Origin of the sequence: Nocardia vermiculata NBRC 100427 (genome assembly GCF_001613265.1) — a bacterium.
GTDB lineage: Bacteria > Actinomycetota > Actinomycetes > Mycobacteriales > Mycobacteriaceae > Nocardia > Nocardia vermiculata.
In genome coordinates this window covers 84,992-109,711 of the sequence record NZ_BDCA01000020.1, presented here as the reverse complement: position 1 = coordinate 109,711, position 24,720 = coordinate 84,992, and the positions used below count along the sequence as shown (strand labels likewise).

Below are 24,720 nucleotides of genomic sequence, written 5' to 3'. Positions count from 1 at the left end.
CCGACGCGATGTTGATCGGCGAGGTCTCGCGCCGCAGTGGGGTCAGCGCCCGCATGCTGCGCCACTACGACCAGCTGGGCCTGGTGTCGCCGACCGGGCGCACGACCGGCGGTTACCGCGAGTACTCCGCCGACGACATCCGTCGGCTCTTCCACGTCGAGAGCCTGCGCACGCTGGGGATGACACTCAGCGATACCAAGCGGGCCCTCGACGATCCTGACTTCACACCGGACACCTTGATGGGCGAACTGGTCGAGCACACCCGGGCCCGGATCGCCGCCGAAACCGAACTGCTCGACACGCTGGAACGCGTCGAGGCGGCAGGCCCGGCGCAATGGGACGAGGTCCTGCACACCGTCGCGCTGTTGCGTGCGCTGGAATCCGAATCCACCGGACACCGGCAGCAGGCGGTCCTGGCACACGAGGGCGCCGCACTGCCGGTGCAGGCACTCGCCGAAGCGGCGCTGTCGGAAGAGAATCTGAATGTCGCCGGTGCGCTGCAGTGGTCGCTGGCCCGCGCCGGCGACGCCGCACTCGCCGAGCTGGAGCCGGGCCTGGATTCACCGGATGCCGACGTACGCCGGCGGGCAGTCGTCGCCATCGCGGCGCTGCCCGGGGAGGCCGCGTCGACGCTGCTCGGTACCGCCCTCACCGACCCCGATACGACAGTGCGTGATCGTGCCACGTTGACCCTCGGTGGTCGTCACCTCCCCGAAGCCATACCGGCGCTACTCGAGATGATCACCGCCGGACGGTCGGATGTCGAAGCCGCCGAAACACTCGGTCTACTCGCCGAGAATCCAGATCTGGGCACCGAAATCGTCCGGGCGGTTCGCACCGAACTCGACGACAGCACCGACGCCGCGACCCGCTTGCGACTGACCCAGGCGCTCGCCGAGATCCCCGATACCACAGCAGATCTCACCACCCTGACCGGTGATGCCGATCCGGTTGTCGCGGGCACGGCCACCGCCATCCTGCGGCTTCGGACACGACGCGAAGCCCGGAACTGACTACGCTTTCAAGGGTGCGTGGCAACCACGGTACGGAGCTCCTCGATATCCCAGTTCCCCTGCACACCTGGCCTTTCGGACAGATACCGCACGATGCGCGCGGAATCCCAGCCATGGGATTCCGCGAGCCCGGCGGCCAGCATCCCGAGATATCTCGCCGACGGCTTGTCCAACGGCACCGTGCCCGGATCCCAGGGCGAGCTGAAGGTCAGTACCGGATAGCCGTCCAGATCGTCGACGTGCCAGACGGTTTCGTACTGCCCCTCCCCCAGCGGGAGGAACCCCCGGCGGACGACCTCCGCCGGCTCGAAATCCGGCACCTCGCCACGACCGCGGTGCATCTCCTGCGCCATCAGATCGCGGAACTGCCCGACGGTCAGCAGATATCCGCGGGCGGCGGCACCGGTCGGCCAGCCCGCGGGTGGCCGGTGCGCGTAGAACGCGACCCCACCGGTCCACACCGGACTGTCGCCGGAGAAGTAGATGCATCCGGGCAACGTCAGCGGCCCGCTGCGCGCCGGCGGCGTGGGGTCGGTGAATCCGGGATAGATGCGCGGTGTCCCCGGCGGATTACCTCCCGCCCGGTAGTAGGTGAATCGCTTCTCGAACAGATTCGACCCGTAGGCGGCGTACCAGACCCGATCCGAACTCACTCGCGCAGCTCCTCGATGCGTTGACGCAGATGGTCCAGCAATTTTTCCGGATCGTCGAAACCGGCCGGATCGATGGGGGTACCGAAACCGGTTCCACGAGGTACCGACAGGTTTCCGATCTCGCCGCCGCGCACCGATGAATCCGACGGACCCGGGACGTCCTACCTTGCGAGACCGTCGAATCGTGGAAGGACAGCCATGGCGACACATGAGGTCGGCACCAGAGAGCAATGGCGCGCGGCGTACGAGGACCTGCGCGCCGAGGAGAAGGCTCTCACCCGCCGCACCGACGAGCTGGCACGGCAGCGGCAGGCACTGCCCTGGGTGCCGGTGACCAAGGAGTACCGCTTCGACACCAATGCGGGCAGCAAGACGCTGGCCGAACTGTTCGACGGCCGCTCTCAGCTGATCATCCGGCATTTCATGCACGGCCCGAAGACCCCACAGGGCTGTCCCGGGTGCACCTTCGAAACCGACAACCTGGTCGGCGCGGTCCCCCATCTGGCGCACCGCGATGTCACCTTCCTGCTCGCCTCCCGCTCGCCCCTGGCCACGCTGAACGAGTACAAGGCCCGCTTCGGCTGGGATATCGACTGGGTATCCATGGGCGACAACGGTTTCAACGACGATTTCTACGAAATCATGCAGATCCCCAGTCCGAAGCGTCCGGGCGACATGCTCGACGTCATGGAACTGATGGCGCTGAGCTGCTTCGCCCTGCAGGATGGCACGGTCTACCACACCTACTCGACCTACGACCGCGGCACCGACGCCCTCAACGCGACCTGGCAGTTGCTGGACCGCGCCCCCAACGGGCGCGGCGACACCTTCGACGACTGGCCCCGTAAACGCGACGAGTACTGAGCGCCCAGCCGAGCAAGCTCGGACCACGTCAGCGTCGAGTTCTGCGCGGTGTGCGGCCACGGCCCGGAGCGGACACTGCCGCGGGCTGCGCCAACCGCCGTCGGCGCAGCCCGGTGCCCTCCGGGACGCAGCGCGCTGATCGTCAGCTCAGGCTGGGGTAGCCGTCGTAGCGGGCGGTCAGCGCTTCCAGATGGTGACCGGACGGATCGTCGAAATATACGCCTCGACCACCGTGGTTGGTGTTGATCTCGTTCGGCCGGCTCTGGCGCGGGTCCGCCCAATACGTGATGCCGCGCGCCCGGATTCGTTCCATGATCCGGTCGAACGTCTCGTCGTTGACCTGAAACGCATAGTGCTGGCCGGGAAAATCGACCGGCGGTTCGGCGAAATCGAGCACCCGCCCGTCGCTCAGATAAACCGCGAGGAAGAACCCGGCTTCCTGCGGCTCGGGCAGGCCGAAGATCTCGGTGAAGAACCGCGCGGACTCGTATTTGTCCTTGGCGGCAACGATGGTGTGGTCGAAGCGCACATCCACCTGTACATCCGACATGTGAAACTCCTTTTCTCCATGAACGTTCAATTCGAGTGCGTCATGGAGGAAGGCGGGCTCCGAGCCCGCCGCGCGATCAAGGAGCCGCCGGAAACCCGTCTCGCTCACGGCATATAGCCGACCCGGCAGTCACGTCGTCGACTCTAACACCAACCACCGGAAACGGGTGCGGGAGAGCCAGGCGCCCATCAGGAGAACCTTCACTGACGACAAGCCGCCTTCGACAACGTGTCATCCGGGTCAACGGGTTCCACCTGCAGCCTCACACTCAAGCCGACCTTATTCGCTATTCCGATCAGCGCGTCCAGGGAAAACTTGCTGATTCGGCCACGACGCAGATCGGATACTCGCGGCTGTGTCACTCCGATGTTGTTCGCAGCCACGGTTTGGGACCACCCGAACTCGTCGATTCGTTCATTGATTGCGATCATCAACGACGAACGCGCTTTCATGTTTTCCGCTTCTTCGGGGGTGTCGCCGAGCGCATCCCACACCGACTCGAACCGCTGTACCATCACTCCTCCTCCGCGGCGATCGCTTCCGCCATGCGATATCGCCTCTTACCGGTTTCGATGGTATGCCCCGGCGTCTTGTTGGACTTCTTCTGGAACGCGTGTAGAACGAAGATCACGTCCCCCAAGCTTGCCACGTAAAACACTCGAAACCACCCATCGTCCTCCGCCACACGGATCTCCCAGCACCCCTTACCGACCTCCGGCATCGGCTTCGCAGTTACCGGCGTCGCCCCGGCCTGCACTTGGTCCAACTGGTATCCGGCTGCACCACGCGCATCCGGAGGAAAATCGCGCAGCTCCTCCAGGGAACGTCCTACGAACTCGAGCGGCTTACGAGGGCGAAGGTCTCTCCCCCTGCAATTATACAAGTAACAGTATAGCTGTAGGCAAACGCGTTTTCCGACCTGCAACGGCAACACAGTCCGCTAACACCGCGAGCCGCACAGTCAACCGCCCTGCCCACCAGGCCCGCACCCACGAATGCAATGGCCTCTACAACCCCGCGCCCAGCCAGGAGGCGAAGCCGAGCAGGCTGTCGGACTGGCGGCGCTGGGCTGCGGCAATTCCGTACACGGTCTCCCGGACCGATGGGTGCAGGCGAGTCTGCTGCGGCGCGGCGGCGCGGGCCTTGTTCAGGGCGGCGAGGGCGCGGTCCGGTTTACCCGACATCAACCATGCGCGGGCGTTGTCCTGCCAATGGTGCCCCGCCCGTGGTGCGGCGACATCAGTAGGCACCCGAAGTTCGGCCCCCTCGCGGGCTGCCTTCCCTGGGTCTCCAGCCTCCAATTCAACTGCGCAGGCGTGAATTTCCACGTTGCCTGGGCCGAAATCCGTGGTGTACAGATTGCTTTCGCCGCTCATCGGCCGTGCTATTTCTCGCGCCCTTGCGATATGGCTCTGCGCCAGTTCCAGCCGTCGTCCTCGTGCCGCTACGACCGCCGCGCGCAGATGACCGTAACCGCGCAGAACTTTTTCGCCCGCACTCGGCCCGGGTACCAGCGCGAGGCCGCGCTCCGCCAAAGACAACGCCACATCGGTGGAACCGTGCGCCATGAGTAGGCGCGAACGCTTCATCAAGCTGCGAACCGCATATCCGGGATCGTCGGTGCGCGCCGCGACTACATCGAGGCGATCGAGGATCAACGCCGTCAACGACGAGTACCCCAGTCTGCAACAAGCCCCTTCGGCGGCGACATAAGCCGCGCACAGCATCCTGTTCGATTCCGCGCGTTCGGAATCACTGGTCGCCAACTCGGCCGCACCGGTCAACCGACGAATCAAACTGGGGAGCACCGCAAGAGCGCGGCGCGTCCGGTCATTGTGTAGCCAGACCTCGACCGCCTCGAGCTCGCTGCGCAACTCCGCGACCGTAGGTGGCTCGAGTGCCTGGACGTATGCTCCTTCAGCGAGTACGGCACGCATGTCGGGCAACCCTTCCAGCTGTCCGTCCTCTTCCAAGGCATCGAGGTACGGCGTGCCCTGCAACCGGTCCGGCTCGACCCCCAATGCCTTGGAGACAGCCGCGACGAACCCCGGTGAGGCGACCTCGCGCCCCTGCTCCACGGCCTTCACCATCGACAACGAATAGTTCGCTCGCGCAGCCAACTGGCGCTGCCCCAAACCCGCAATCTTGCGTTCCGACGCGATCCGCCGCCCCACGTGTTCGCTCATTACACGAGCCTAGATCGATACCCGGCCGCTGTCCCCTGTCCCTTCGCTGTTCCTCGGCGCCCTCACCTGCGACGAATCTGAAATACACAGACAGGAGGGGTCCCGATGAGAGCACGTCCGACGGCATTGGCCTGGATCGACCCGGACGTCAGCACCGCACCCGGATGGGATGTGGCGCAAGTGAAACGACTGGCGAGACGACTCGGCTACACCCTCCTCTGGCCAGGTACGACGGGCACGATTCCGTTGCTCGATCAAGTCCGCACAGCGGATGTGGATGCGCTCGTGATGCCCACTCCGGCTCATCTCGACGCACTGACACTCGACCGCATCATGCAACTCGCAGACGTCGAAACCGCGTGCCCACGCCTGTCTTTCGCACGGTGGGCCGGAGGCGGCAGGTGAACAACGCCGAACGCATCATCCTCGCCACCCTGGCACCGGGCGGCATCCTCACCACCACTCAGATCCAGCGCAGCACCACCTTGCCCGGCTGGACGACCCGCCATGCACTCGCCCGCCTGCACGCCCGCGGCCTGATCGCGGCGACCCACCACCACAGCAGATGGCGGCTCACCGCCCGCGGCGGCGCGAGACCCCCCACTCCGCGATGATCGGCCTGATCCTCGCTGCCGGCCTCCCCCTGGTGGTCCTAGTGTGGGCCGTCTTCTGGCCTACGGACAGCGCCGACGAACCGGACGAGCCCGGTGCACAGGAATAGCGAGCAAGATCAGGCGGCGGTCGATGTCACCAGGCGCGGACGCTTTCGGGCTCGATCCAGGCGGACAGTACGCACCTCAGGTATCGACGCCGAGATTGATGGCGCCGAGCAGGGTGCTGTTCGCGGTCGGGGTAGCGGTGTCCTTCCATTTCGCCGTGACCATTCCGGACTCGTCGAAGATTCCGTCGTTGTCGTTCTGGGTGTTGGATTCCCAGCCGGCGTGATCGGAGTACGGGCTCAGTGCGTAGATCTTCGCTTTCAGGTCGTTGTCGAAATAGATCTGGGTGGTGAGCACAGTGGCCTTGTCGACGTGCACCTTCAGGTGGATGTGGGTGGTGCGGCCGACGTACCAGCCGGGGAAGATCGTCGTGAAGTTCACGATGCCGTTCGCATCGGTGACCTGAGCGCCTCGCAGGTAGGTGCCGTCGTCGGTGGTCTTCGACTCGGAATCGCCGACGCTGTAGGACCCATCGGACTTCTCCCCCGAGGGGTTGGCCATCGGGTCGGCACCGGGAGGGCCGTTCGGCGGCATCCGACCGGGACCGCCCGGGCCACCGGGACCACCGCCCGGCGGCGGGCCACCGGGCCCGCCCGCATTGGCGGAATTCGACCCCGTCTCGAAGCCGGAGTAGACCCCACCGGCATCGCAATGCCACAGCTCCACGACGGCATTGCCGACTGCGGTCGCACCGGAACCGTCTGCGGCACAGGCCTTCAGGTTCTGCACCCGGATCGCCAACTGGAACGGCACACCCGGGCGGTCCTCGCGAATATCGGCGCGAATCGAATCCACATCGAACCAGTACGGCCCCTGCGTCTCCTCCGTGGTCGCCACGCAGCGTGGTGCGGTGTCCAGCAGTGCCGCCGCGGTGGTCGGAGCGGCCGTGGCCGCACCTGTCGATGCCGTTGCCGGTGTAGAGCGCTGATCGGTCGCACACGCCGCCAGCACACCGCCGAGCCCGACCGTCCCGCCGAGCATCAGCGCTCTACGCCGGCTCACCCGCGTGCGGCTGCGCAGCACCTCCCGGTTCATCTTCGAATGCGAATCATCGGTCTCCATGGGCTCATCTTCGGCCACGCACCATGAGGCCACGTGGGGACCGGCTGTGAATCAGCTGTGAGCACCGAGCACCACCACCGATCCGACCGATTCAGGAAGGCGACGACTTCAGGCGACGATTTCAGGCGGCGGCTCAGACCACGACCTCGGTGTTCTGGGCGGCGGTGATGAGCCAGTGACCGGCCTCCTTGGTCAGGATATAGAGGGGTGAGCCTTGGGAGGTCCCGGGTTCGCCGTTGACGGTGTAGCTCTGGCGCGCCTTCACCGCGACAACGTCGGGGCGGACGAACAGCACATGCTCGACCTCGTAGGTCGGCACGAGGCCGCCACTCATCGCACCGGGCAGCACGGTGGCGGTGAATTCGGCGATGGCATCGCGGCCGAACAGGCGTTTGCCGTGCCCCGTGGTCCAGATCGCGTCGGCGCGGAAGAGTGCGACGAAGTCGTCGACGCTTTCGTTGCGCTGAGCATGTTGCACCGCGGCGACCACGGCGTGGATGGCTGCGAGTTCGGTATCGGCAGGTTCAGTACTCATGACATGGACACTCGCACCTCGAGTTCACTCGAGGTCAAAGGATTATGGCGGGACTCACAGCCGTTGGGATTCCAGGAATTCGAGCAGTATCGCCGTGAGTTCGGCCGGCGCGTCCTCTTGCACGAGATGTCCTGCGCCCGAAATCGGTTCGAGTCGCGTGTCCGGAATGCGGGCGGCGAGTTCCTCCCCCTTCGCGATCGGGATCCAGGTGTCCTCGCGTCCCCAGCACACCACCGTCGGCATGCTCAACTCCTGATATCGCTCCTGCACCTCGTCGGTGTAGCGCTGATCGGCCTGCGCGATCTGCCGATAGAAGGCCGCCTGCCCCTGTTCGTCGAGCCACGGGGCGACCAGGCGATCCAGCACGTCCGGGTGCAGTCCGGGACTGCTGGCCGAACTCACATATTCGCGCACCAGTGCACCGTGCAGCGCCGGCGGCAACTGTTCGAAGACCTCGGAATGCTCGCCGACCAACCGGAAGAACGGCGATCCCCACGGCGCCAACGCCACCGGGTCGACCAGTGCGAGCGCGCGATAGTGGGCGCCGTGCAGCAGGTGGGCGCGTAGCGCGACGGCACCGCCGAAATCGTGCGCGACCACCAGCGGGTCACGCAACCCCCAATGCGTCAGCAACTCGGCGAATACCCGCCCCTGTGCAGCCAGCGAAACATCTTGCCCCGCAGCCTTCTCCGACGCACCGTAGCCCGGCATATCCCACACGAACACCTGATAGTGCCGGGCGAGCGAATGCGCGATATGGCGCCAGACATAGGAGGAGAACGGCGTCCCGTGCAGCAGTACGACCGGTTCGCCGCCCGGCTCCCCCAGCCGGTCCCAGCGCACCTCCCCGCGAATACTGCGGAACGTCTCGCCCAACTGCCATTCACTCACGTGCTGTCCCTCTCGATCGGCCGCCCGAGGCGCAGCCATGGTCGATTCGCGCTGATGACATAGTCAAGCACCGGCCTCCGACAACCGGCATGCATCGGTGCTCCCTCTCCGGAACCGAAAATCCCTCAGGCGCGCAGGGCCTCGGGGAACCCGGTCCAGCGCAGTTCGGGCCGGAGGTGACTCATGTCGTTGAACATACTGATGTTCGGTGGCGCGCCGCGCCGGTATTCGATCACGGTCAGCGCGGCGTTGGCGCTGCTGAGGCCCAGCCAGCGCACCGCAGGGGCATCGAGCGCATCACGGACCAGCCACGCGATCGGGTAGGCATGGGTGATCAGCACCTCGTGCACATCCTCCTGGCCGGTGGGCGCGGTCGCGAACCGCGCGGTGAGAGCCTGCGCGATCGCGTGCCCCGCGGCGGCTTCCGCCGCGTCGTAGCCGTCGAAGAACGGCACCCACGACGGTGGAGTCTCATCCGGGGCCGGCACGTAGGGCACATGGTCGACGAGTTCCGGGGCCTCGGTTACCGGGGCACTCCCGCTCAGGAACAGGTCGAGTTCTCTCGCGGTGTCCGCCGCACGCGGCAGCGGGGAGTGCCGGACTGCGGTGATCGGCAGCGGTGCCAGGCGCGCGCCGAGGAGCCGGGCTTGCTCGCGGCCGGTGCCCGTGAGGTTGCCGAGGGCATCGGCGGCACCGTGTCGTGCGAGGTAGAGATACCTGGCTGCCATCAGTGTGCCCGGGAGACTGCTCCCGTTGTCCTTTCTCGGTGGGATCAGAGGACGGTGATCGTCCCCGCGGTGCCGTCCAGGGCGACCCGATCGCCGCTGCGGATGTGGGTCGTCGCATTCGGGATGGCGAGCGCGGCGGGGATGCCGTATTCACGGGCAACGATCGCGGCGTGCGAGAGTGCGCCGCCGGTCTCGGTGACGACACCGGCGGCGATGGTGAACAGCGGTGTCCAGGCCGGATCGGTGCAGGGGCAGATCACGACGTCGCCGGGACGGACGGTGTGGAAGTCGTCCGGGCTCCCGACGATGCGCGCGGTCGCGGTCACGAGTCCGGGAGAGCCCGGCACTCCGGCCAATGCCCGGCTGGGGACGACCTGATCGACGGTGCGGCTCGCCGGCACGGCGGCTGTGATCGGGCGCGCCTGCAGGATCCAGATCGCATCGTCTGCGATCGCCCACTCGATATCCTGCGGACCGCCGAGCATCGCCGCGATCCGGCGTCCCATCCCCGCCAGCACCCGCACCGTGCTGTCCTGCAGTGTTCGCGCGGTGCGCGCCTGTTCCCCCACAAGGCTCGTACCGACGCCGCCGCTTTCGGGGGTCAGGTCGATCCGGGTTCGTTTGCTGCCGACCACACAATCGACATCGCCGTCCGCTGTCACGTCATAGCTGTCGGGTGTGACGGTCCCGCTGACGACGGCGAGGCCCAGCCCCCACGCGGCTTCGATCCGGGTCGATCCGCCCGGACGCTGGGGTGTGAACAGCACGCCCGATACCTCGGCCTCGATCACGCGCTGCACCAGCACCGCCATTCCGGGAGCGTTGTCCTGACCGGTCTGCCGCCGGTAGGCGGCGACCCGTGCGGCGCGGGCGGAATCCCAGCAGGTGGTGATAGCCGCGCATACGCCGTCGCTGCCGCGCACACCGACGACACTCTCGTACTGGCCCGCCGCCGACGCGTGTCGGCCGTCCTCGTCGCTCGCGGACGAGCGCACCGCGACCACAGGATCCCCCAGCCGGTCGAGCGCGCGAGTGATCGCCGAGCGCAGCCCGGCCTCGACCTCGGGCCGGGCGCCGGCGACGATCTCGGGCCGGGTGCCGGCGACGGTTTCCGCGACCGACGACGCAGCTACCACGAATCCCTCGGGCACCGGCACCCCGGCACGCAACAGCACACCCAGCGTCGCCGCTTTACCGCCGCAGGTCGAACGGGTCGCATCCGAAAGCGCCGTCAGCATCACACCAGCTTTCAACACAATGTTGACAACATTTCGTTGATGCTAGCAGGATGGGCGGCATGGAACGCAAGCACGACATCGCGGGCGCCGACCAGGCGCAGTGGCAACGCGAGCGCGATGCCCAGCAGCGGCTGCTGAACCGGGGTGCAGATCAACTCGAGCCGCGGCCGTGGCGTCCGGCCCCCGTCCCGCCGACCGCGGTCGACCTGACGCAGTACGCGCTCTGGCGCTCCGCCGAGCTCACCCCGGACGAGCTCCTGGGCGCTCTCACACTGCTCCCGGCGGCCCGGGCGGAGCTGGACGGCGTGGAGATCGGACTGCTCTTCACTGCTCGAAACGAGGGACTGACCTGGGCACAGATTGCCGAAGCGATGGGCTTTCGTTCACCGCAGGCAGTCCAGCAATACGTCAACCGACTCAGCGCACGACAGGACAAGCAGTCATGACATATCGGTCCACGCCGGAACTGCTCATCCTGCACGCGGTGCGGCTGCTGGGCTTCGCCGGCAGTACCGCGATCGGGGACCGTTTCGAGACCGGTCGCGACGCCACCGCCCGGGCACTACACGAGGCAGCGGGTGCAGGCTGGGTCCAGCATGTCGCGTTCGCGGACCTCGACGGCTGGTCACTGACCGACTCGGGCAAAGCGGAGAACGAACGTCGGCTCGCCGCAGAACGCCGCACCGCCGACCCGGAACACGCCGTCGCCGCGGTCTACCGTGACTTCCGTCCACTCAACGCCCGCCTGCTACGTGCCGTCACCGACTGGCAGATCAGGCCGACGGAGTCCGACAAGTTCGCCCCGAACGAGCACACCGACCACCGCTGGGACGAGCGTGTCCTCGACGAACTCACCGCACTCGGCGGCGAACTGGCCCCCGTGACCGAACGCCTGTCGGCCGTCCTGGGCAGATTCGACGGTTACTCGGCCCGTTACGATTCCGCATTACACCGGGCTCGGAACGGGCAGCCCGAATGGATCGACAAGACCGACCTCGACTCGTGCCACCGAGTCTGGTTCCAGCTCCACGAAGACCTCATCGCCACCCTCGGCATCGACCGAGGCAACGAGATGTGAACCGCCGGCGTCAGTTCAGGCCGGCGTAGCTGTGCAGCCCGCTCACCACGATGTTGATGATGAACAGGTTGAACAGCATCGCCACGAAGCCCGCCACGTTGATCCAGGCGGCCTTGGTTTCGCGCCAGCCGGAGGTGGCGCGGGCGTGCAGGTAGGCGGCGTAGATGACCCAGGCGATGAAGGAGACCGTTTCCTTCGGGTCCCAGCCCCAGAAGCGGCCCCAGGCGGATTCGGCCCAGATGGCGCCGAGGATGATGCCGGTGCCGAACAGCGGGAAGGCGACGATGGTGGTGCGGTAGGCGAGGCGATCCAGGGTGCGGGCATCGGGGAGGCGGCGGGCGAGCATACCGAGCAGGTTGCTCGACTCCTTACCCTCCTGCTGATGCATGCGCAGCAGGAACAGCATGCTCGCGATACCGGACAGCATGAAGATGCCGCTGCCGATACTGACAATGGTGACGTGGATCGGCAGCCAGTAGGACTTCAGTGCGGGCACCACGGGCGCGGCGTCGGCGTAGAGGACCTGCCCGGCCAGGAACATCAGGATCAGGATCGGGACCAGCAGGAAGACCCACATCGAGCGGTAGCGGCGCTCGTTGATGAATACCAGGCCGGTGACGGCCGCGGCGGCCGTCGCCATGGTGATGAACTCGTACATGTTGCCGAGCGGGAAGCGGTGAGTCGCGAAGCCGCGCAGCACGATCGAGGCCACGTGCAGACCGACGGCCACGAACACGACCGCGAAAGCCATGTTGCCGAACTGTTCGGGCAGCGAGCGCTTGGCGACCGGCTCGATGCGTCCCGGGACCTGCGGCCGCTCGGCACCCGCAGCACCGGGCGCACCCGCACCCACCAGTTCGCGCTCACGTTCCTGCGCGGTGGTGACCTTCTTCTTCGCCGAGGCGTACTGCACGATCAACATCGCCAGTACCAGCAGGTAGACGACGAACGCCGTCTTGAAGGCGAGATTGCTGTAACCGGCGAGGGTCTCGTCGATCGGCATGTTCACTCTCCCGTGCTCTCGGTCCGGGTGACCGGGCGCTGCTCTGTGGGGTTGGCGCCTGCTGTGGAGTCCGAACCCAGCAGCCGTGTTCGCAGGCGGTCGAACTCACCGCCCCAGCCGGCCTGGTCCGTGCGGGCCAGCCCACCCATTTCTACTACAGTACGTCGTTTATCGGAACCGTCGTCGTCCGGGTCCTGCGGATAGGCGCGCACCCAGATGCGGCGGCGCTTCACCAGCAGCGAGACCAGCAGCCCGGCCATCATCAGTACCGCGGACACCAGCACCCAGTTCTGCGCCGGGTCGTGCGAGACCTGCAGATTCGCGAATTCCTTCGCACCGTCGAACGTCACTTTGGTCCCGTCGGACAGGGTCGACGATTCTCCCGGCTGCAGATTCACCCGCTCCTGCTTGACCAGCCGGCCCTGCTTGATCATCTCCCCGTCGAGTGCGAACAGCGACTGCGCCCGTCCGGTGTCCAGGCCGGTCTCGCCGCGATAGATGTCGATCGCTACCGCGGGATCCCGCATCTCGGGATACGAGGAGGTCAGCAGGTTTCCGTGCATCAACGACGTCGGGGCGAACAGGCCCTCGATCGCGAGCTGGTTCTTACGCCGCTCGGTTTCGTCGGGGTACATGCCGCCCGGCGGATCGAAGCGCATCACACCGCTGGACAGGAAGGTGGTCGCGTCGTCGGGGCGCCACTGGATCGTCTGGGTGCGCTTCGTCCCGTCCGGATAGGTGACGGTGAACGTGGGCGCGTACCCGTGCCCCTGCAGGTAGACCCGGTCACCGGCGACGCGCAGCGGATGGTTGACCTGGATCGTGGTGTCACGCCAGGTGTCGTTCGTCAGATCCTCGCCGGTCTGGTATTCGATGTTCGCGGTGAACATCTCCGCCTGCCCGTTGGGTAGGTAGTCGGCGTCGAAATCCTTGACCCGCACGCAGATCGGTGTAAGTCCGGTGCCGTCGTTGACCTGCCCGGCCCGGAACGAGTCGAAGGCCGCCGGTGAGGTGGTGCAGAATCCGGGTCCACCGTCGGCCACCACGATGACATTGCCCTCGTAGCCGAACAGTTTGCCCGCCGCCACCGCCACCAGCAGACCGACCAGGGCCAGGTGGAAGACGAGGTTGCCGAGCTCGCGCAGGTAGCCCTTCTCCGCGGACAGGGTCACCTCGCCGGGACGGGCGTTGCGCACCTCGTTCTCGTCACGGGTGACCACGCGCCAGCCCCGCAGTCCCCGCTGTGCCTGCTCGATCGCCTCGGCCGGAGTGCCGTCGACCGTGGTCGTGTCGTGGTGCGGCAGCCGACCCAGGTTGCGCGGCACCATGACCGGCGGGGTGCGCAGCGCCTTGTAGTGATCGAAGACGCGCGGCACGATGCAGCCCACCAGCGAGACGAACAGCAGGGCGTAGATCGCGGTGAACCAGAAGCTGGAGAACACGTCGAACAGCTGCAGCCGGTCCATCCACGGACCGAGCATGCCGCGATCGGCGATGTACTTGTCGACCTTCTGCGCGTTGAGACTGCGCTGCGGCAGCAATGCTCCCGGGATGGCGGCCAGTGCCAGCAGGAACAGCAGCATCAGCGCGGTGCGCATACTGGTGAGCCCGCGCCAGGTGTTGCGTAGCAGTGCCAGCCCCCGGCGCGGCAGTGATTGCCGCGGCGGTGTGGCGGCGGGGGGCGGGGAGGTCTTGGTGGCAGTCATCGGGCGGCTCAGATCGGCAGGGTTACCTGGGAGATGAATACATTGCGGATCCATCCGACGAACTGGTCCCACATACCGGTGACCAGCGCGATACCAACGGCGACCAGCAGGATGCCACCGATGATCTGGATGGTGCGTGAATTGCGGCGGAGCCAGCCGACCCCGCGCAGTGCAGTGACGGAGCCGAACGCGAGAATCACGAACGGCAGCCCCAGCCCGAGGCAGTAGGCCACGATCAGGGCGACACCGCGGGCCGCGGTCGCGCCTTCGGTTCCGGCGGACACCGCCATCACGCCCGACAGTGTCGGCCCCAGACAGGGCGTCCAGCCGAGCGCGAAGACCGCACCCAGCAACGGCGCACCGACGACTCCGGTGAGCCGGCGCGGGTGCATCCGGGTGTCACGCTGCAACATCGGGACCAGTCCGAGGAACACCAGGCCCATCAGGATGGTGACCACACCACCGATGCGCTGCAGCAGTTCACGATTGACGTTCAGGGTCTGGATGACACCGAATACGGTCGCGGTGGCCAGCACGAACACCACGGTGAAGCCGGCCACGAACAGCCCGGCGGCACCAGCGACCCGCATCCGTCCGGCGCGCAGTGCCACTGCGGTACGAGTGCCCTGGGCTTCGTCCACGGTCACCGGCGGCGCCTCGGCGCCCACCACTCCGGCCAGATACGACAGATAGCCCGGCACCAGCGGCACCACGCACGGCGAGGCGAACGACACCAGTCCGGCGAGCACGCAGGCGCCCAGCGCGAGCAGCAGCGGACCGGACGCAGCGGTCTGCTGGAACGAATCACCCACCGAGGCCAATGCCGGAGCAGCCAGAACCGTCACTGCCGGCCCTCCGCGGCGACCCGGTCCACCACCGGTTGCAGGTCCTCGGCCAGCAGTGACCGCAGGAAGACCGCGGCGACGCGATGTTGCCGGTCGAGCACCAGGGTGGTCGGGATGACACTGGTGGGGAATTTGCCGCCGAGCGCGAGCAGGGTACGCATCTCGGGGTCGTAGACGGAGGGGTAACCGACCTTGTTGTCGATCACGAAATCGCGGGCCCGGGCCTGCTGATAGTCACGCACATTGATCCCCAGGAACGCGACGCCCTTGTCCTTGGACTGTTCGTAGACCTGCTCCAGGGCGGGCGCCTCGGCCCGGCACGGACCGCACCACTGCCCCCACAGGTTCAGCACGACAACCTGATTCGGGAAGTCGTCCACTGAGATCTTGTCCCCGGTGACCAGATTCGGCCCGGCCAGCTTGCCGATGGTGCCGCGGGTGTCCGGCGGGTCGTAGAAGATGTCGGTTTTACCGCCGGGCGATACGAAATCGAAGGTTCCGCCCTGGGCCACCGCATCCTTGCCCGAAGAACAACCGGCCAGCGCGGCGACGACCGCCACGCAAGCCAGCAACATCGGCAGCAGACGCCGGACCGCCCCGCTCACGCCCCGGTCACCATGGGGTCCGAGCCACCAGCGGGCTCGGAGTACACGATGTCGATCAAGGTATCGCCCTGGTACACGAGCGAGGTCAGCGAAGCCAGGGAGCACTGCCGCTGCCGGGGGTCGTGCCACAGCCGCTTGCCCTCGAGGAAGCGCCGCAACGTCCACACCGGCAGCTGATGCGACACCACCACGGCCTCGTGTCCGGCGGCCTCCACCCGGGCCTTGTTGACCGCGGCCAGCATGCGATGTGCGATCTGCAGATACGGCTCACCCCACGACGGGGTGAACGGATCGCGCAGCTTCCACCAGTGCCGTGGTTTGCGCAGCGCGCCGTCGCCGACCGACACCCGCAGCCCCTCGAAGGTGTTGCCGGCCTCGATCAGGTTGTCGTCACCACGCACCGTGAGATCGTGGCGGGCCGCGATCGGCGCTGCGGTCTCCTGCGCGCGCTGCAGCGGGGAGGCCACCACCAGACGGATATCGTGATCGGCGAGGGTGCGCGCCACCGTGGTCGCCTGCGACCGGCCCGTCACCGACAGGTGGAAACCCGGTAGCCGGCCGTAGAGGATGCCCTTCGGGTTGTGCACCTCACCGTGACGCATCACGTGCACGATGGTTTCGGTATCGGAGGCGACATCGCCGGGCAGTGCCGGGATACTCCCGGAATCCGTCCCTGCTTTCGGTGGTTCGCTCACGCTCGGGATCCTTCGGGTGTGGCGGCCGCGGCTGCCGCAGCAGCGGCGGGCAGTGCGGTCGCGATGCGGTCGAATGCGTCCTCATCGAGCGCGGCCGAAACGAACCAGACCTCGAACGGGCTCGGCGGCCCGTAGATACCGGCTTCCAGCAAGGTGTGGAAGAAGGCCGGGAAACGCCAGGTGTCGGAAGCTTTGGCGGTGGCGTAGTCGGTGACCGGATCCTCGGAGAAGAACACGCTCACCATATTGCCCGCGAACTGGACGGTGTGGGGGACGCCTGCCGTGGTGAGGGCCTCGGTGAACAACGAACCGAGGCGTTGCGCATGGCGATCGAGCGCGGCGTACACCGCGGCATCGGCGGCGCGCAGTGTGGCGAGCCCGGCGGCGACCGCCACCGGATTACCCGACAGTGTGCCGGCCTGGTACACCGGGCCGACCGGTGCGAGATGATTCATCACCTCGGCGCGGCCACCGAACGCCGCAGCAGGCAGACCGCCGCTCATCACCTTGCCGAAAGTGAACAGATCGGCCTCGACCGGATCCAGGCCGTACCAGCCGGACGCGCTGACCCGGAAGCCGGTCATCACCTCGTCCATGATGAGCAGGGCACCGTATTGGCTGGTCAGCCGGCGCAGACCGGCGTTGAAACCGGGCAGCGGCGGCACCGCGCCCATATTTCCGGCGGCAGCCTCGGTGATCACACAGGCGATCTGGTCCGGATATTCGGCGAACGCCGCGGCCACCGCGTCGAGATCGTTGTACGGCAGCACGATCGTGTCCGCGGCCTGCGCACCGGTCACCCCGGGCGAGGTGGGCAGGCCCAGGGTGGCGACCCCGGAACCGGCGTCGGCCAGGAGTGCATCGACATGCCCGTGATAGCAGCCGGAGAATTTGACGACCTTGCTCCGGCCGGTGTAACCGCGCGCCAGACGCACCGCGCTCATGGTGGCCTCGGTACCGGAATTCACCAGGCGCACCCGTTGCACCGGATCGACCCGCGCGGCGATGGCCTCGGCCAGCTCGATTTCCCCTTCCGTGGGGGCGCCGAAGGACAGCCCCCCGGTCGCGGCCCGCTGCACGGCATCGACGACCGCCGGATGCGCATGACCGAGGATCATCGGACCCCAGGAGCTCACCAGGTCGACATAGTCGTTGCCGTCGGCGTCGGTCAGGGTGCAACCTCGCGACGAGGTGATGAAACGCGGGGTGCCGCCGACCGAATCGAAGGCCCGCACAGGCGAGTTCACACCGCCGGGAATAGTTGCGGCGGCCCGTTCGAAGAGTTGGGCGGAGATCGGCACGTTTACCTGGTTCACGCGCGGAGAAGAACTCACGAGAACCAGTGTCTCAGCACCCGCCGCGGGCGTCGACGACAGGGTGTAGTTGGGTGAGCCAACGCACAGGTCCGGGCGGGCAACACGCCGCCCGCATTTCGTCCCGAAACCGGCCCCGCGCGAGCGTCGCTGCGTAATCTCGAAACCCCACACTCATGCGCGAGCCGGGAGGGTTCATGCGTACAGCGGTATTCGGAGCAGCCCTGATGACGACCCTCGCCGGCGCGGTCGTGGCCGCGACCCAGGCAGCAGCCGTCGAACCGATCGTCCAACCGGACCAGGGCCGGGCCGGAATCATGCTCAGCCACGAGGAGACCGGTGCCGTCGCCGACGGACCGATTCCGGCACTGGTCACCATGGTCGTGCCGCCGGACCGGATCGGCGCGGGCCTGAAACCCGATTCGGAGCTCTATCACAGTCCCGACGGCGCGGTACACGCCTCGCTGCGGCAGGTGATCATGGAAGCGGCGGACCGTCCCGACGGCAGCATCGTGGTGCTGGTGAACGCCCCGGGATCGCACGGCACCCGACTGCTCGACGTCTACCAGCGGTGGGGCTGACGGCGAGAGCTACCGCGGCTGTACCGCGCAGCGCACCACCAGATCGATAGCGGCAAGTCCCGCGGCGGCGACAAGTAGTGCGGCCAGAGCCAGCCAGGGGCCGGTGTAGTGCGTGGATTCGAAGGCCGGCTGGTCACCGACTGCCGCGAACCAGGTGGTGTGGACGCCCTGACGCCAGCTCGGCACCGCGGCCACCGCGCACACCACCACCAGCAGCAGATCGAGCGCGATCCACACCCGCCGCATCAACCGGCCTCCTCCTCGCTCTCGGTACGCACTTCGCTGGTCGAAGATACCGCGGGGGCATTCGCACGCGGAGCGGCAGCGCCGTCGGCGCGCGGGGAAACAGCGGTGTCGGCGCCCGGGGAAACAGGCTCGGCGGGCTTCGCGGACGTCGCGGGCCGCGCGGTGTGCCCGCCGTTGTCGGGGTCGGTCCCACCGTCCCGTGGTTGCCCGGACTGCTGTGATTTCGCCGCTTTCGGTGCCTGCTTCGATGTCGATTTCTTCGACGCGGCCGCCTTCGTCGATTCGGCCGGCTTGCCGGGTTCCCCGGGCTTCGCCGCTCGCTTCTCGGCTGCCTGCTCCACGGCGGTAGTCAACTGCGCCCGGAGTTCTCGATGATCGCGTGCCCAGGCCTGCACCATCCCGCCACCGCGAATCTTCAAGCCGATCCCGGTGCGCCGCCGTGGCACGCCGGTGAGTTCGCCCAGCGCGCGCGCCGACTGCCAGGAATCGTCGTCCCAGGATTCGTCGTCGTGTTCCGGAAAGACTCGCGCAATGGAATCCAGCGCCACCGTTTCGGTGCCCTGGCGCAGGCTCGATTCGGTGAGCTCGACGCTGACGTGCCGTCTGCCAGCCACGACCTGCAGGGCAACGAATCCGGCGAGCAGTGCCGCGCAGAAGGTGAGACCGAACCAGTGGATGGCACCACGCCCGATGACCAATTCCAGAATCAGAACGATCAGGCAGAGCAGCGGGCCGTAGGTAACCGTACGCCAGCGGCCGCCGGGCTCGCTGAACAGCACCGGCTCCTGCGCTGGGGTCACAACGGGATGGGCGTCGTTCACGCAAAACCTCCGAATACGACGCGCATGCGGCCTTGCGCGAACAGCCGAGCGGGCGGCGGTGAAGTCAGCCGACCGTACCCGGGAGCAGCAGGACTGCCAGGGTGAGTACCGCGAAAAGCAGCAACAGACCCATCACCACAACGTCGCGTCGAACACTTTGCCGTTGCTGAATCACCACGCGCATCGATGTCTCCGATCCACCGAAGCCATCTGTACCGCATACCCGGCGTGGTGACCGATCGATGTGGCCACCGATCGAAAAACCCCATCCGAGCTAAAACGCACAACCAACGACTTTCAGTTCCCGAGCTCTCTGTGACAACCCTCACCATACATCTCGGCCCGGATGTGACAAATTCCGCACCGGACTCAGCGCCCGTTCGCGAGAAAGTACGCTGCGGAATCCTTTCTGCGACAAAGAAATACAGCACCACCAGCAAGGACAGCTTGCAAGATGGCGACGGCCCCGGTGAGCATCGTCGCACCGCCGGAGACGGACCCGAGCCCGAACAGTGAACCGATCGCACCGAAGACCAGGACAACGGTTGCCATATCCGTGATCGTTCGAGCCCAGAGCCTTCCGAGCCCGAGCTGGTGTACGACCGCGACCGCACCGACCGCGACGCCCAGGCCGAAGACCAGGATCAGCACCTCGAGGATCGTGACCGCCAACTCCAGCTGCGGCAGACTGAACTCCGACTGCTCGTCGCGCAGCTGGTCCTGGAAGGACCGGGCCATCTCGTGCCGGTTGCCGAGGCCGTCGACCGCGCCGACGATCAGGCGCAGGATGCCCAGCGCCACCACGCCCCACCACAGCTGGCAGGCGGTGCGCACATCTTCGGGTCTGGATGGGGTACCGGACTCGGCCGGCAGTGGCGCCGGGTTCACGACAGCCAGTGTGCGGCCTCGGTGGCCCAGTAGGTAAGGACGAAATCCGCACCCGCCCGCCGGATTCCGAGCAGCGATTCCTCGATCGCACCGCGCCGGTCGATCCAGCCGCGCTCGGCGGCGGCGGTGATCATCGAGTATTCGCCGGAGATCTGGTAGGCCGCGACCGGAACCGTCGAGTGATCGGCTACATCCCGCAGGATATCCAGATACGACATGGCCGGCTTGACCATCACGATGTCGGCGCCTTCGGCCAGATCCAGCTCCAGCTCGCGCAGGGATTCCCGGCGGTTGGCGGGGTCCTGCTGATACGTGCGGCGGTCGCCCTTCAGCGACGAGCCCACGGCCTCACGGAACGGCCCGTAGAAGGCGGAGGCGTACTTCGCCGCGTAGGCGAGGATCCCGGTATCGGTGTATCCGGCGGCGTCCAGTCCGGCACGGATCGCACCGACCTGGCCGTCCATCATGCCGCTGGTGCCGAGCAGTTCGGCACCGGTCGCGGCCTGCGCGAGGGCCATCTCGACATAGCGATCCAGGGTCACGTCGTTGTCCACCGCACCATCGGCGGCGAGGACGCCGCAGTGTCCGTGATCGGTGAACTCGTCCAGACAGGTATCGGCCATGACGACCGTATCGCCACCGACCTCCTGGGCCAGCGCCCGCAGGCCGCGGTTGAGAATGCCCTCCGGTGCGCTGGCCTGGCTGCCCACCGCATCCTTGTCCTCCGGCCGCGGCACACCGAACAGCATCAGGCCACCGACACCCGCCGACGCCGCCTCCACTGCGGCCTTGCGCAGGGAATCCATCGAATGCTGGAACACCCCCGGCATCGAGCTGATCTCACGCGGTTCGGCCAGTCCGTCGGCGACGAACATGGGAAGCACCAAATGCCTTGGTTCCAAGGTGGTTTCGGCGACGAGGCGACGCATCGCGGGGGTACGACGCAACCGCCGCGGGCGGTCCAATCCGGTCATAACCGCACGATACGCCCCGGCACCGGGCAGGTCACGGCCACCTCCACCGGGTAGCAACCTGGATCACAGCGACCGCCCGAGCCACTGCGAGACCGCCGCAGACAGGCACTGCGACACCGCCGCGATCGGACGCCTCAGCACCGTCGCGGTCCGCACTCGATGCGCACTGCGGCACCGTCGCGATCCGGCACCGCCCCGACTCGGACGGCACCGGATCCGATTGCGCGCCGACGACCGAAAATCGTTGTGCAGGCATCGTTTTTGTCGGCACCCTCCGGTAGAATCGAAGATGTGTTCGAGGGGATTCGCCAACAGTCGAACAGGCTCGGCCGGTGCACCACTGCCCATGGTGTGCCGGCGACAATGATCGGCGGCGGGACGGTTCGTCGGTCCACACCCGTCCCGCCTTCGGTCGTCTGCCGCGACTTGTCCCGGTGCGTCCCGCTATGAAGGGGAGGATTCCGATGTCCACCGTGCCCACACCCACCGCACCGACGACGACAACCACCGCACCCGCAGCCGGCACCACCGCAATGCCGCTGCCCGGGCGCATCGACCCCTACATTCCGCTCACGAAGCAGCCGCTGCCCGCCGGTCGTCCACGGTCCTGGTACATCATGCACAACCGCCGGCTCAAGGCGATGCGCCTGGCCATCGCGCTGCTCGACTCCGGCGTCTACCGCGCCAACCTGGCCGACAACCACACCATCCGCGATACTGCCGAAACAGTCGGCATCCGCCCGCCGTCGAACAAGACCTGCAGTCTCGTCCGCGACTTCATGCGTGTGCGCCGGGTGTGAACGGTGCACACGTCACGCCGAAAACACGCTGTGCCCGCGACTGCCTGGTCGGCAATCGCGGGCACGGACGTGATTCGGGCACGCTCAGCGGCTGCGGCGGCTCTTCTTGCGCGGCGGGGGCAGCAGGCCCTCGGCGCGCAGATGGGCGGCGTGCTCGGCCAGGGCGTCGACCAGCGGGCCGACCTGAGCCAGCTCGGGCTGCACATCCACGCGCAGACCGAATTCGACGGCCGTTTCGGCGGTCCTGGGGCCGATGCAGGCAACGATCGTGCGCGCGTGCGGCTTTCCGGCGATACCCACCAGATTCCGGACCGTGGACGAGGAGGTGAACAGCACCGCGTCGAAACCACCGGTCTTGATCATCTCGCGGGTCTCCGCGGGCGGCGGCGAGGCACGCACGGTCCGGTACGCGGTGACATCGTCGATCTCCCAGCCCCGGTCACGCAGACCCTCGGCCAGGGTTTCGGTGGCGATGTCGGCGCGCGGCAACAGCACCCGATTCACCGGATCGAAAACATCGTCGTAGGGCGGGAAGTCGGCCAGCAGTCCTTCCGAGGACTGCTCACCGCTGGGCAGCAGTTCAGGCGTGATACCGAAGGACCGCACCTTGTCGGCCGTCGCCTCACCCACACACGCGATCTTCACACCGGAGAAGGCCCGCGCATCCAGTCCGAACTCGCCGAACTTCTCCCACACCGCGCGCACCGCGTTGGTGGAGGTGAACACCACCCACTGATAGCGGCCGTCGACCAGTCCCTTCACCGCGCGCTCCATCTGCGCGGGGCTGCGCGGCGGCTCGACCGCGATCGTCGGGACCTCCATCGGGATGGCGCCGTGCATGACGAGCTTCTCGCTCATCTCGCCGGCCTGCTCCTTGGTCCGCGGCACCAGCACGGTCCAGCCGTACAGTGCCCGCGACTCCCACCACGACATCTTCGCCCGCTTCTCGACCTCCTTGCCGACCGTGACCACGAGCGGCCCGACCAGTTCGGATGCTGCGGAATTCAAGGTGGCCAGCGTCGCCTCGATGGTGCGCTGCTGGCGGGTGGTGCCACGGACGGTCACCGCCACCGGCGTCTGCGGCGCGAGACCGTGCTCCACCAGCGCACTCGCGGTTTCGGCGAGATGGCCGGAGGTGGCGTGCAGAATCAGTGGCGCGGGGGCGGAGGCGACCCCGGCCCAGTCGACATCACCGCGCACATCGACCTCGGTGTGCGAGGAACCCAGCGCGATCCCCGCATAGGCCGGGACGGTGGCACCCGAGGGCAGCCCGGGCAGCACCTCGAAGGTCATATGGGAACGGGTGACGGAGTTGATCTCGGCGATCACCGAATCGGTGGTCATCGGGTCGCCCGAGACCAGCCGCACCACATCGTGTCCGGCGCGGGCCTCGTGCACCAGTGTCTTGGCCACCTCGGTGGGCTCGCCGAGGGCGGGGCGCACGTCCACGGCGGATTCGCCCTCCGGTCCCGGTTCCACGGCAGTGCCGATCATGGCCAGCACGCCCTTGTCCACGTCGGGGTCGGTGAACGCCAGACGCGCTCGTCCCAGTACCTCGCGGGCACGGACCGTGAGCAGCGCCGGGTCACCCGGACCCGACCCGACGAACAGAATCCGTCCGGGATGCTTCTTGGTGGCACGGCTGCGCTCGCTCATGGTTTGTTCTCCATCGGGCTGGAATTGGTGAAGTCGGTGTTATCGGCCCCTGCGGCCGGCAGGTCGCCGTGTGCCGCTGCGGCCGGCAGGTCGCCGTCGGCCTCCACGGCCAACAGGTCGCGCGCGCCCAGATCCAGGAGTTCACGCGCCAGATCGCGGCCCAGCTGCTCGGCATCCGCGAGCGAGCCGACCGTCGAGGCCCGGATCACGTCCGAACCGTCGATCGCCGCCACGCCTGCGCGCAGCGACAGTTCCTCGAACACCCGGCCATCATCGTCCAATGACTCGACGATCTCGGCCAACGCGCCCAGTGGTGCCGTGCAACCGGCCTCGAGTTCTGCCAGCAGCGCACGTTCGGCGACGACCCGGGCACGGGTGCCCGCATCGTCGAGGGCGGACAGGATGGTCACGAGATCGCTTTCCTCGCTGCGGCATTCGACCGCGAGCGCGCCCTGGGCCGGTGCCGGCAACATCTGCACCGGTTCCAGTGCCTCGGTGACCGAGCCGAGGCGATCGACGCGGGACAGCCCGGCCCGCGCAATCACCACGGCGTCGAGTTCACCCTCGGCGACCTTACGAAGTCTGGTGTCGATATTGCCGCGCAGCGGCACGATCTCGAGGCCCAGCCCCAGCGCCCGCAACTGCGCGGCCCGCCGGGGGGCGGAGGTACCGATGACGGATCCGGCCGGCAACTCACCCAGTACCAGCCCGTCACGGGCGACCAGTGCGTCGCGGGGGTCCTCGCGCGGCGGAATCGCGGCGATGGTGAACCGCGGATCCGACGCGGTGGGCAGGTCCTTGTAGGAGTGGACCGCGATATCGACAGCGCCCGCGGCCAATTCCTCACGCAGGGCCGCGGTGAATACTCCGACGCCGATCTTCGCGACCGGATCGGAGGATTTGTCACCGGCGGTCTTCACGACCACCAGTTCGGCGTTCTGCCCGGCGGCGATGAGTGCATCGCGCACGGTACCGGCCTGTGTCATGGCCAAAACGCTGCCGCGGGTACCGATCCGCCACGGCACATCGGTGGTGCCACGTCGAGTCATGTTCTGCTCCTGGGTGCCGAC

31 protein-coding genes are annotated in these 24,720 nt (G+C 67.2%); 8 read left to right on the top strand and 23 right to left on the bottom strand.

Features of this window, described 5'->3' with window-relative positions:
* Nucleotides 1–8: 8 nt before the first annotated feature.
* The gene (locus NV2_RS20865; RefSeq protein WP_067876981.1) at nt 9–1,013 is read left to right on the top strand and encodes a MerR family transcriptional regulator; all 1,005 of its coding nucleotides are present in this window, start codon (nt 9–11) and stop codon (nt 1,011–1,013) included.
* An 8-nt stretch (nt 1,014–1,021) separates the two neighbouring features.
* On the opposite strand, the gene NV2_RS20860 is transcribed toward NV2_RS20865, so the two are convergent.
* Together NV2_RS20860 and NV2_RS31750 are read right to left on the bottom strand one after the other, a co-directional pair.
* Nucleotides 1,022–1,666: a histone deacetylase gene (locus tag NV2_RS20860; RefSeq protein ID WP_067876979.1), complete on the bottom strand. Its 645-nt coding sequence runs from the start codon at nt 1,664–1,666 to the stop codon at nt 1,022–1,024.
* A complete protein-coding gene (locus tag NV2_RS31750; protein ID WP_168436205.1) occupies nt 1,663–1,800 on the bottom strand; it encodes a hypothetical protein in 138 nt (45 codons plus the stop codon). The genes NV2_RS20860 and NV2_RS31750 overlap by 4 nt, the downstream gene beginning before the upstream one ends.
* A 64-nt stretch (nt 1,801–1,864) precedes the next feature.
* On the opposite strand from NV2_RS31750, the gene NV2_RS20855 reads away from it, so the two are divergent.
* Nucleotides 1,865–2,530: a DUF899 domain-containing protein gene (locus NV2_RS20855; protein WP_067876978.1), complete on the top strand. Its 666-nt coding sequence runs from the start codon at nt 1,865–1,867 to the stop codon at nt 2,528–2,530.
* Between the two features lie 142 nt (nt 2,531–2,672).
* Here the strand turns inward: NV2_RS20855 and NV2_RS20850 are convergent, their stop codons facing one another.
* The 4 genes from NV2_RS20850 to NV2_RS20835 all read right to left on the bottom strand — a co-directional run bounded on the left by NV2_RS20850 (nt 2,673) and on the right by NV2_RS20835 (nt 5,266).
* Nucleotides 2,673–3,080 (bottom strand): VOC family protein, encoded by a 408-nt coding sequence (locus NV2_RS20850; protein WP_067876975.1) that lies wholly within the window; start codon nt 3,078–3,080, stop codon nt 2,673–2,675.
* Nucleotides 3,081–3,280: 200 nt separating this feature from the next.
* A complete protein-coding gene (locus NV2_RS20845) occupies nt 3,281–3,595 on the bottom strand; it encodes a helix-turn-helix domain-containing protein (protein WP_067876973.1) in 315 nt (104 codons plus the stop codon).
* Complete coding sequence (locus NV2_RS32715; RefSeq protein WP_281198550.1) at nt 3,595–4,014, bottom strand: type II toxin-antitoxin system RelE/ParE family toxin; 420 nt, start codon at nt 4,012–4,014, stop codon at nt 3,595–3,597. Before NV2_RS32715 ends, NV2_RS20845 begins: the two co-directional genes overlap by 1 nt.
* Nucleotides 4,015–4,087: 73 nt before the next feature.
* Nucleotides 4,088–5,266 carry a helix-turn-helix domain-containing protein gene (locus tag NV2_RS20835; RefSeq protein ID WP_067876971.1) on the bottom strand — a complete coding sequence of 393 codons (1,179 nt, stop codon included), beginning with the start codon at nt 5,264–5,266 and terminating at the stop codon, nt 4,088–4,090.
* 105 nt (nt 5,267–5,371) lie between these two features.
* Between NV2_RS20835 and NV2_RS20830 the strand changes: the two genes are divergently transcribed.
* Nucleotides 5,372–5,671: a hypothetical protein gene (locus NV2_RS20830; RefSeq protein ID WP_067876968.1), complete on the top strand. Its 300-nt coding sequence runs from the start codon at nt 5,372–5,374 to the stop codon at nt 5,669–5,671.
* A complete protein-coding gene (locus tag NV2_RS20825) occupies nt 5,668–5,880 on the top strand; it encodes a hypothetical protein (protein WP_157102998.1) in 213 nt (70 codons plus the stop codon). Before NV2_RS20830 ends, NV2_RS20825 begins: the two co-directional genes overlap by 4 nt.
* Nucleotides 5,881–6,063: 183 nt before the next feature.
* On the opposite strand, the gene NV2_RS20820 is transcribed toward NV2_RS20825, so the two are convergent.
* From NV2_RS20820 to NV2_RS20800, 5 genes are all read right to left on the bottom strand, one after another.
* Entirely contained in the window at nt 6,064–7,020 is a 957-nt protein-coding gene (locus tag NV2_RS20820; protein WP_067877155.1) for an intradiol ring-cleavage dioxygenase, read from the bottom strand.
* Nucleotides 7,021–7,180: 160 nt separating this feature from the next.
* Nucleotides 7,181–7,582 carry an SgcJ/EcaC family oxidoreductase gene (locus NV2_RS20815; RefSeq protein ID WP_067876961.1) on the bottom strand — a complete coding sequence of 134 codons (402 nt, stop codon included), beginning with the start codon at nt 7,580–7,582 and terminating at the stop codon, nt 7,181–7,183.
* 54 nt (nt 7,583–7,636) lie between these two features.
* Nucleotides 7,637–8,473, bottom strand: a complete 837-nt coding sequence (locus tag NV2_RS20810; protein WP_067876958.1) for an alpha/beta fold hydrolase — start codon at nt 8,471–8,473, stop codon at nt 7,637–7,639.
* Between the two features lie 125 nt (nt 8,474–8,598).
* Nucleotides 8,599–9,201, bottom strand: a complete 603-nt coding sequence (locus tag NV2_RS20805; RefSeq protein ID WP_067876956.1) for a histidine phosphatase family protein — start codon at nt 9,199–9,201, stop codon at nt 8,599–8,601.
* A gap of 44 nt (nt 9,202–9,245) precedes the next feature.
* Nucleotides 9,246–10,439, bottom strand: a complete 1,194-nt coding sequence (locus NV2_RS20800; RefSeq protein ID WP_067876954.1) for a PEP/pyruvate-binding domain-containing protein — start codon at nt 10,437–10,439, stop codon at nt 9,246–9,248.
* 59 nt (nt 10,440–10,498) lie between these two features.
* Between NV2_RS20800 and NV2_RS20795 the strand changes: the two genes are divergently transcribed.
* Both NV2_RS20795 and NV2_RS20790 read left to right on the top strand, forming a co-directional pair.
* Nucleotides 10,499–10,885 carry a MarR family transcriptional regulator gene (locus tag NV2_RS20795; RefSeq protein ID WP_067877152.1) on the top strand — a complete coding sequence of 129 codons (387 nt, stop codon included), beginning with the start codon at nt 10,499–10,501 and terminating at the stop codon, nt 10,883–10,885.
* Nucleotides 10,882–11,517 (top strand): transcriptional regulator, encoded by a 636-nt coding sequence (locus NV2_RS20790; protein WP_067876951.1) that lies wholly within the window; start codon nt 10,882–10,884, stop codon nt 11,515–11,517. Before NV2_RS20795 ends, NV2_RS20790 begins: the two co-directional genes overlap by 4 nt.
* 10 nt (nt 11,518–11,527) lie before the next feature.
* On the opposite strand, the gene ccsB is transcribed toward NV2_RS20790, so the two are convergent.
* From ccsB to hemL, 6 genes are all read right to left on the bottom strand, one after another.
* On the bottom strand, nt 11,528–12,520 hold the full coding sequence (gene ccsB, locus NV2_RS20785) for a c-type cytochrome biogenesis protein CcsB (RefSeq protein WP_067876950.1): 993 nt from the start codon (nt 12,518–12,520) through the stop codon (nt 11,528–11,530).
* Nucleotides 12,521–12,522: 2 nt separating this feature from the next.
* Nucleotides 12,523–14,226: a cytochrome c biogenesis protein ResB gene (gene resB, locus NV2_RS20780; RefSeq protein ID WP_067876949.1), complete on the bottom strand. Its 1,704-nt coding sequence runs from the start codon at nt 14,224–14,226 to the stop codon at nt 12,523–12,525.
* Between the two features lie 8 nt (nt 14,227–14,234).
* Nucleotides 14,235–15,071 carry a cytochrome c biogenesis CcdA family protein gene (locus NV2_RS20775; RefSeq protein ID WP_067876948.1) on the bottom strand — a complete coding sequence of 279 codons (837 nt, stop codon included), beginning with the start codon at nt 15,069–15,071 and terminating at the stop codon, nt 14,235–14,237.
* Entirely contained in the window at nt 15,068–15,646 is a 579-nt protein-coding gene (locus tag NV2_RS20770) for a TlpA disulfide reductase family protein (RefSeq protein WP_067877149.1), read from the bottom strand. Before NV2_RS20770 ends, NV2_RS20775 begins: the two co-directional genes overlap by 4 nt.
* Before the next feature lie 26 nt (nt 15,647–15,672).
* Nucleotides 15,673–16,278, bottom strand: a complete 606-nt coding sequence (locus tag NV2_RS20765; RefSeq protein ID WP_067877146.1) for a histidine phosphatase family protein — start codon at nt 16,276–16,278, stop codon at nt 15,673–15,675.
* Nucleotides 16,279–16,367: 89 nt separating this feature from the next.
* The gene (gene hemL / locus NV2_RS20760) at nt 16,368–17,672 is read right to left on the bottom strand and encodes a glutamate-1-semialdehyde 2,1-aminomutase (RefSeq protein WP_373863599.1); all 1,305 of its coding nucleotides are present in this window, start codon (nt 17,670–17,672) and stop codon (nt 16,368–16,370) included.
* 209 nt (nt 17,673–17,881) lie between these two features.
* Between hemL and NV2_RS20755 the strand changes: the two genes are divergently transcribed.
* The gene (locus tag NV2_RS20755; protein ID WP_067877143.1) at nt 17,882–18,265 is read left to right on the top strand and encodes a hypothetical protein; all 384 of its coding nucleotides are present in this window, start codon (nt 17,882–17,884) and stop codon (nt 18,263–18,265) included.
* A 9-nt stretch (nt 18,266–18,274) separates the two neighbouring features.
* On the opposite strand, the gene NV2_RS20750 is transcribed toward NV2_RS20755, so the two are convergent.
* The 4 genes from NV2_RS20750 to hemB form a co-directional block, all read right to left on the bottom strand.
* On the bottom strand, nt 18,275–18,511 hold the full coding sequence (locus tag NV2_RS20750; protein ID WP_067876945.1) for a hypothetical protein: 237 nt from the start codon (nt 18,509–18,511) through the stop codon (nt 18,275–18,277).
* Nucleotides 18,511–19,332, bottom strand: coding sequence for a transport-regulating membrane protein Mce1N (gene mce1N, locus NV2_RS32330; protein ID WP_245662709.1), 822 nt, complete (start codon nt 19,330–19,332; stop codon nt 18,511–18,513). Before mce1N ends, NV2_RS20750 begins: the two co-directional genes overlap by 1 nt.
* A 369-nt stretch (nt 19,333–19,701) precedes the next feature.
* Entirely contained in the window at nt 19,702–20,220 is a 519-nt protein-coding gene (locus NV2_RS20740; RefSeq protein WP_067876943.1) for a hypothetical protein, read from the bottom strand.
* Entirely contained in the window at nt 20,217–21,194 is a 978-nt protein-coding gene (gene hemB, locus NV2_RS20735; RefSeq protein WP_067876940.1) for a porphobilinogen synthase, read from the bottom strand. The genes NV2_RS20740 and hemB overlap by 4 nt, the downstream gene beginning before the upstream one ends.
* A gap of 464 nt (nt 21,195–21,658) precedes the next feature.
* On the opposite strand from hemB, the gene NV2_RS20725 reads away from it, so the two are divergent.
* Entirely contained in the window at nt 21,659–21,994 is a 336-nt protein-coding gene (locus tag NV2_RS20725; protein WP_157102996.1) for a hypothetical protein, read from the top strand.
* Between the two features lie 84 nt (nt 21,995–22,078).
* Here NV2_RS20725 and NV2_RS20720 read toward each other — a convergent pair whose 3' ends face one another.
* The gene (locus NV2_RS20720) at nt 22,079–23,650 is read right to left on the bottom strand and encodes a bifunctional uroporphyrinogen-III C-methyltransferase/uroporphyrinogen-III synthase (protein ID WP_067876927.1); all 1,572 of its coding nucleotides are present in this window, start codon (nt 23,648–23,650) and stop codon (nt 22,079–22,081) included.
* Complete coding sequence (gene hemC, locus NV2_RS20715; RefSeq protein ID WP_067877138.1) at nt 23,647–24,699, bottom strand: hydroxymethylbilane synthase; 1,053 nt, start codon at nt 24,697–24,699, stop codon at nt 23,647–23,649. Before hemC ends, NV2_RS20720 begins: the two co-directional genes overlap by 4 nt.
* Between the last annotated feature and the right edge of the window lie 21 nt (nt 24,700–24,720).

Bases quoted from the DNA above. Each gene is read 5' to 3' on its own strand.
- NV2_RS20815 (WP_067876961.1), bottom strand. From the start codon at position 7,582: ATGAGTACTGAACCTGCCGATACCGAACTCGCAGCCATCCACGCCGTG.
- hemB (WP_067876940.1), bottom strand. From the start codon at position 21,194: ATGACCGGATTGGACCGCCCGCGGCGGTTGCGTCGTACCCCCGCGATG.
- resB (WP_067876949.1), bottom strand. From the start codon at position 14,226: ATGACTGCCACCAAGACCTCCCCGCCCCCCGCCGCCACACCGCCGCGG.
- NV2_RS20850 (WP_067876975.1), bottom strand. From the start codon at position 3,080: ATGTCGGATGTACAGGTGGATGTGCGCTTCGACCACACCATCGTTGCC.
- NV2_RS20835 (WP_067876971.1), bottom strand. From the start codon at position 5,266: ATGAGCGAACACGTGGGGCGGCGGATCGCGTCGGAACGCAAGATTGCG.
- NV2_RS20725 (WP_157102996.1), top strand. From the start codon at position 21,659: ATGTCCACCGTGCCCACACCCACCGCACCGACGACGACAACCACCGCA.
- NV2_RS20755 (WP_067877143.1), top strand. From the start codon at position 17,882: ATGCGTACAGCGGTATTCGGAGCAGCCCTGATGACGACCCTCGCCGGC.
- NV2_RS20720 (WP_067876927.1), bottom strand. From the start codon at position 23,650: ATGAGCGAGCGCAGCCGTGCCACCAAGAAGCATCCCGGACGGATTCTG.
- NV2_RS20805 (WP_067876956.1), bottom strand. From the start codon at position 9,201: ATGGCAGCCAGGTATCTCTACCTCGCACGACACGGTGCCGCCGATGCC.
- NV2_RS20820 (WP_067877155.1), bottom strand. From the start codon at position 7,020: ATGAACCGGGAGGTGCTGCGCAGCCGCACGCGGGTGAGCCGGCGTAGA.
- NV2_RS20865 (WP_067876981.1), top strand. From the start codon at position 9: ATGTTGATCGGCGAGGTCTCGCGCCGCAGTGGGGTCAGCGCCCGCATG.
- NV2_RS20770 (WP_067877149.1), bottom strand. From the start codon at position 15,646: ATGTTGCTGGCTTGCGTGGCGGTCGTCGCCGCGCTGGCCGGTTGTTCT.
- NV2_RS20795 (WP_067877152.1), top strand. From the start codon at position 10,499: ATGGAACGCAAGCACGACATCGCGGGCGCCGACCAGGCGCAGTGGCAA.
- ccsB (WP_067876950.1), bottom strand. From the start codon at position 12,520: ATGCCGATCGACGAGACCCTCGCCGGTTACAGCAATCTCGCCTTCAAG.
- NV2_RS20800 (WP_067876954.1), bottom strand. From the start codon at position 10,439: ATGCTGACGGCGCTTTCGGATGCGACCCGTTCGACCTGCGGCGGTAAA.
- NV2_RS20855 (WP_067876978.1), top strand. From the start codon at position 1,865: ATGGCGACACATGAGGTCGGCACCAGAGAGCAATGGCGCGCGGCGTAC.
- NV2_RS20765 (WP_067877146.1), bottom strand. From the start codon at position 16,278: ATGCGTCACGGTGAGGTGCACAACCCGAAGGGCATCCTCTACGGCCGG.
- NV2_RS20790 (WP_067876951.1), top strand. From the start codon at position 10,882: ATGACATATCGGTCCACGCCGGAACTGCTCATCCTGCACGCGGTGCGG.
- NV2_RS20830 (WP_067876968.1), top strand. From the start codon at position 5,372: ATGAGAGCACGTCCGACGGCATTGGCCTGGATCGACCCGGACGTCAGC.
- NV2_RS20750 (WP_067876945.1), bottom strand. From the start codon at position 18,511: ATGCGGCGGGTGTGGATCGCGCTCGATCTGCTGCTGGTGGTGGTGTGC.
- NV2_RS20845 (WP_067876973.1), bottom strand. From the start codon at position 3,595: ATGGTACAGCGGTTCGAGTCGGTGTGGGATGCGCTCGGCGACACCCCC.
- hemC (WP_067877138.1), bottom strand. From the start codon at position 24,699: ATGACTCGACGTGGCACCACCGATGTGCCGTGGCGGATCGGTACCCGC.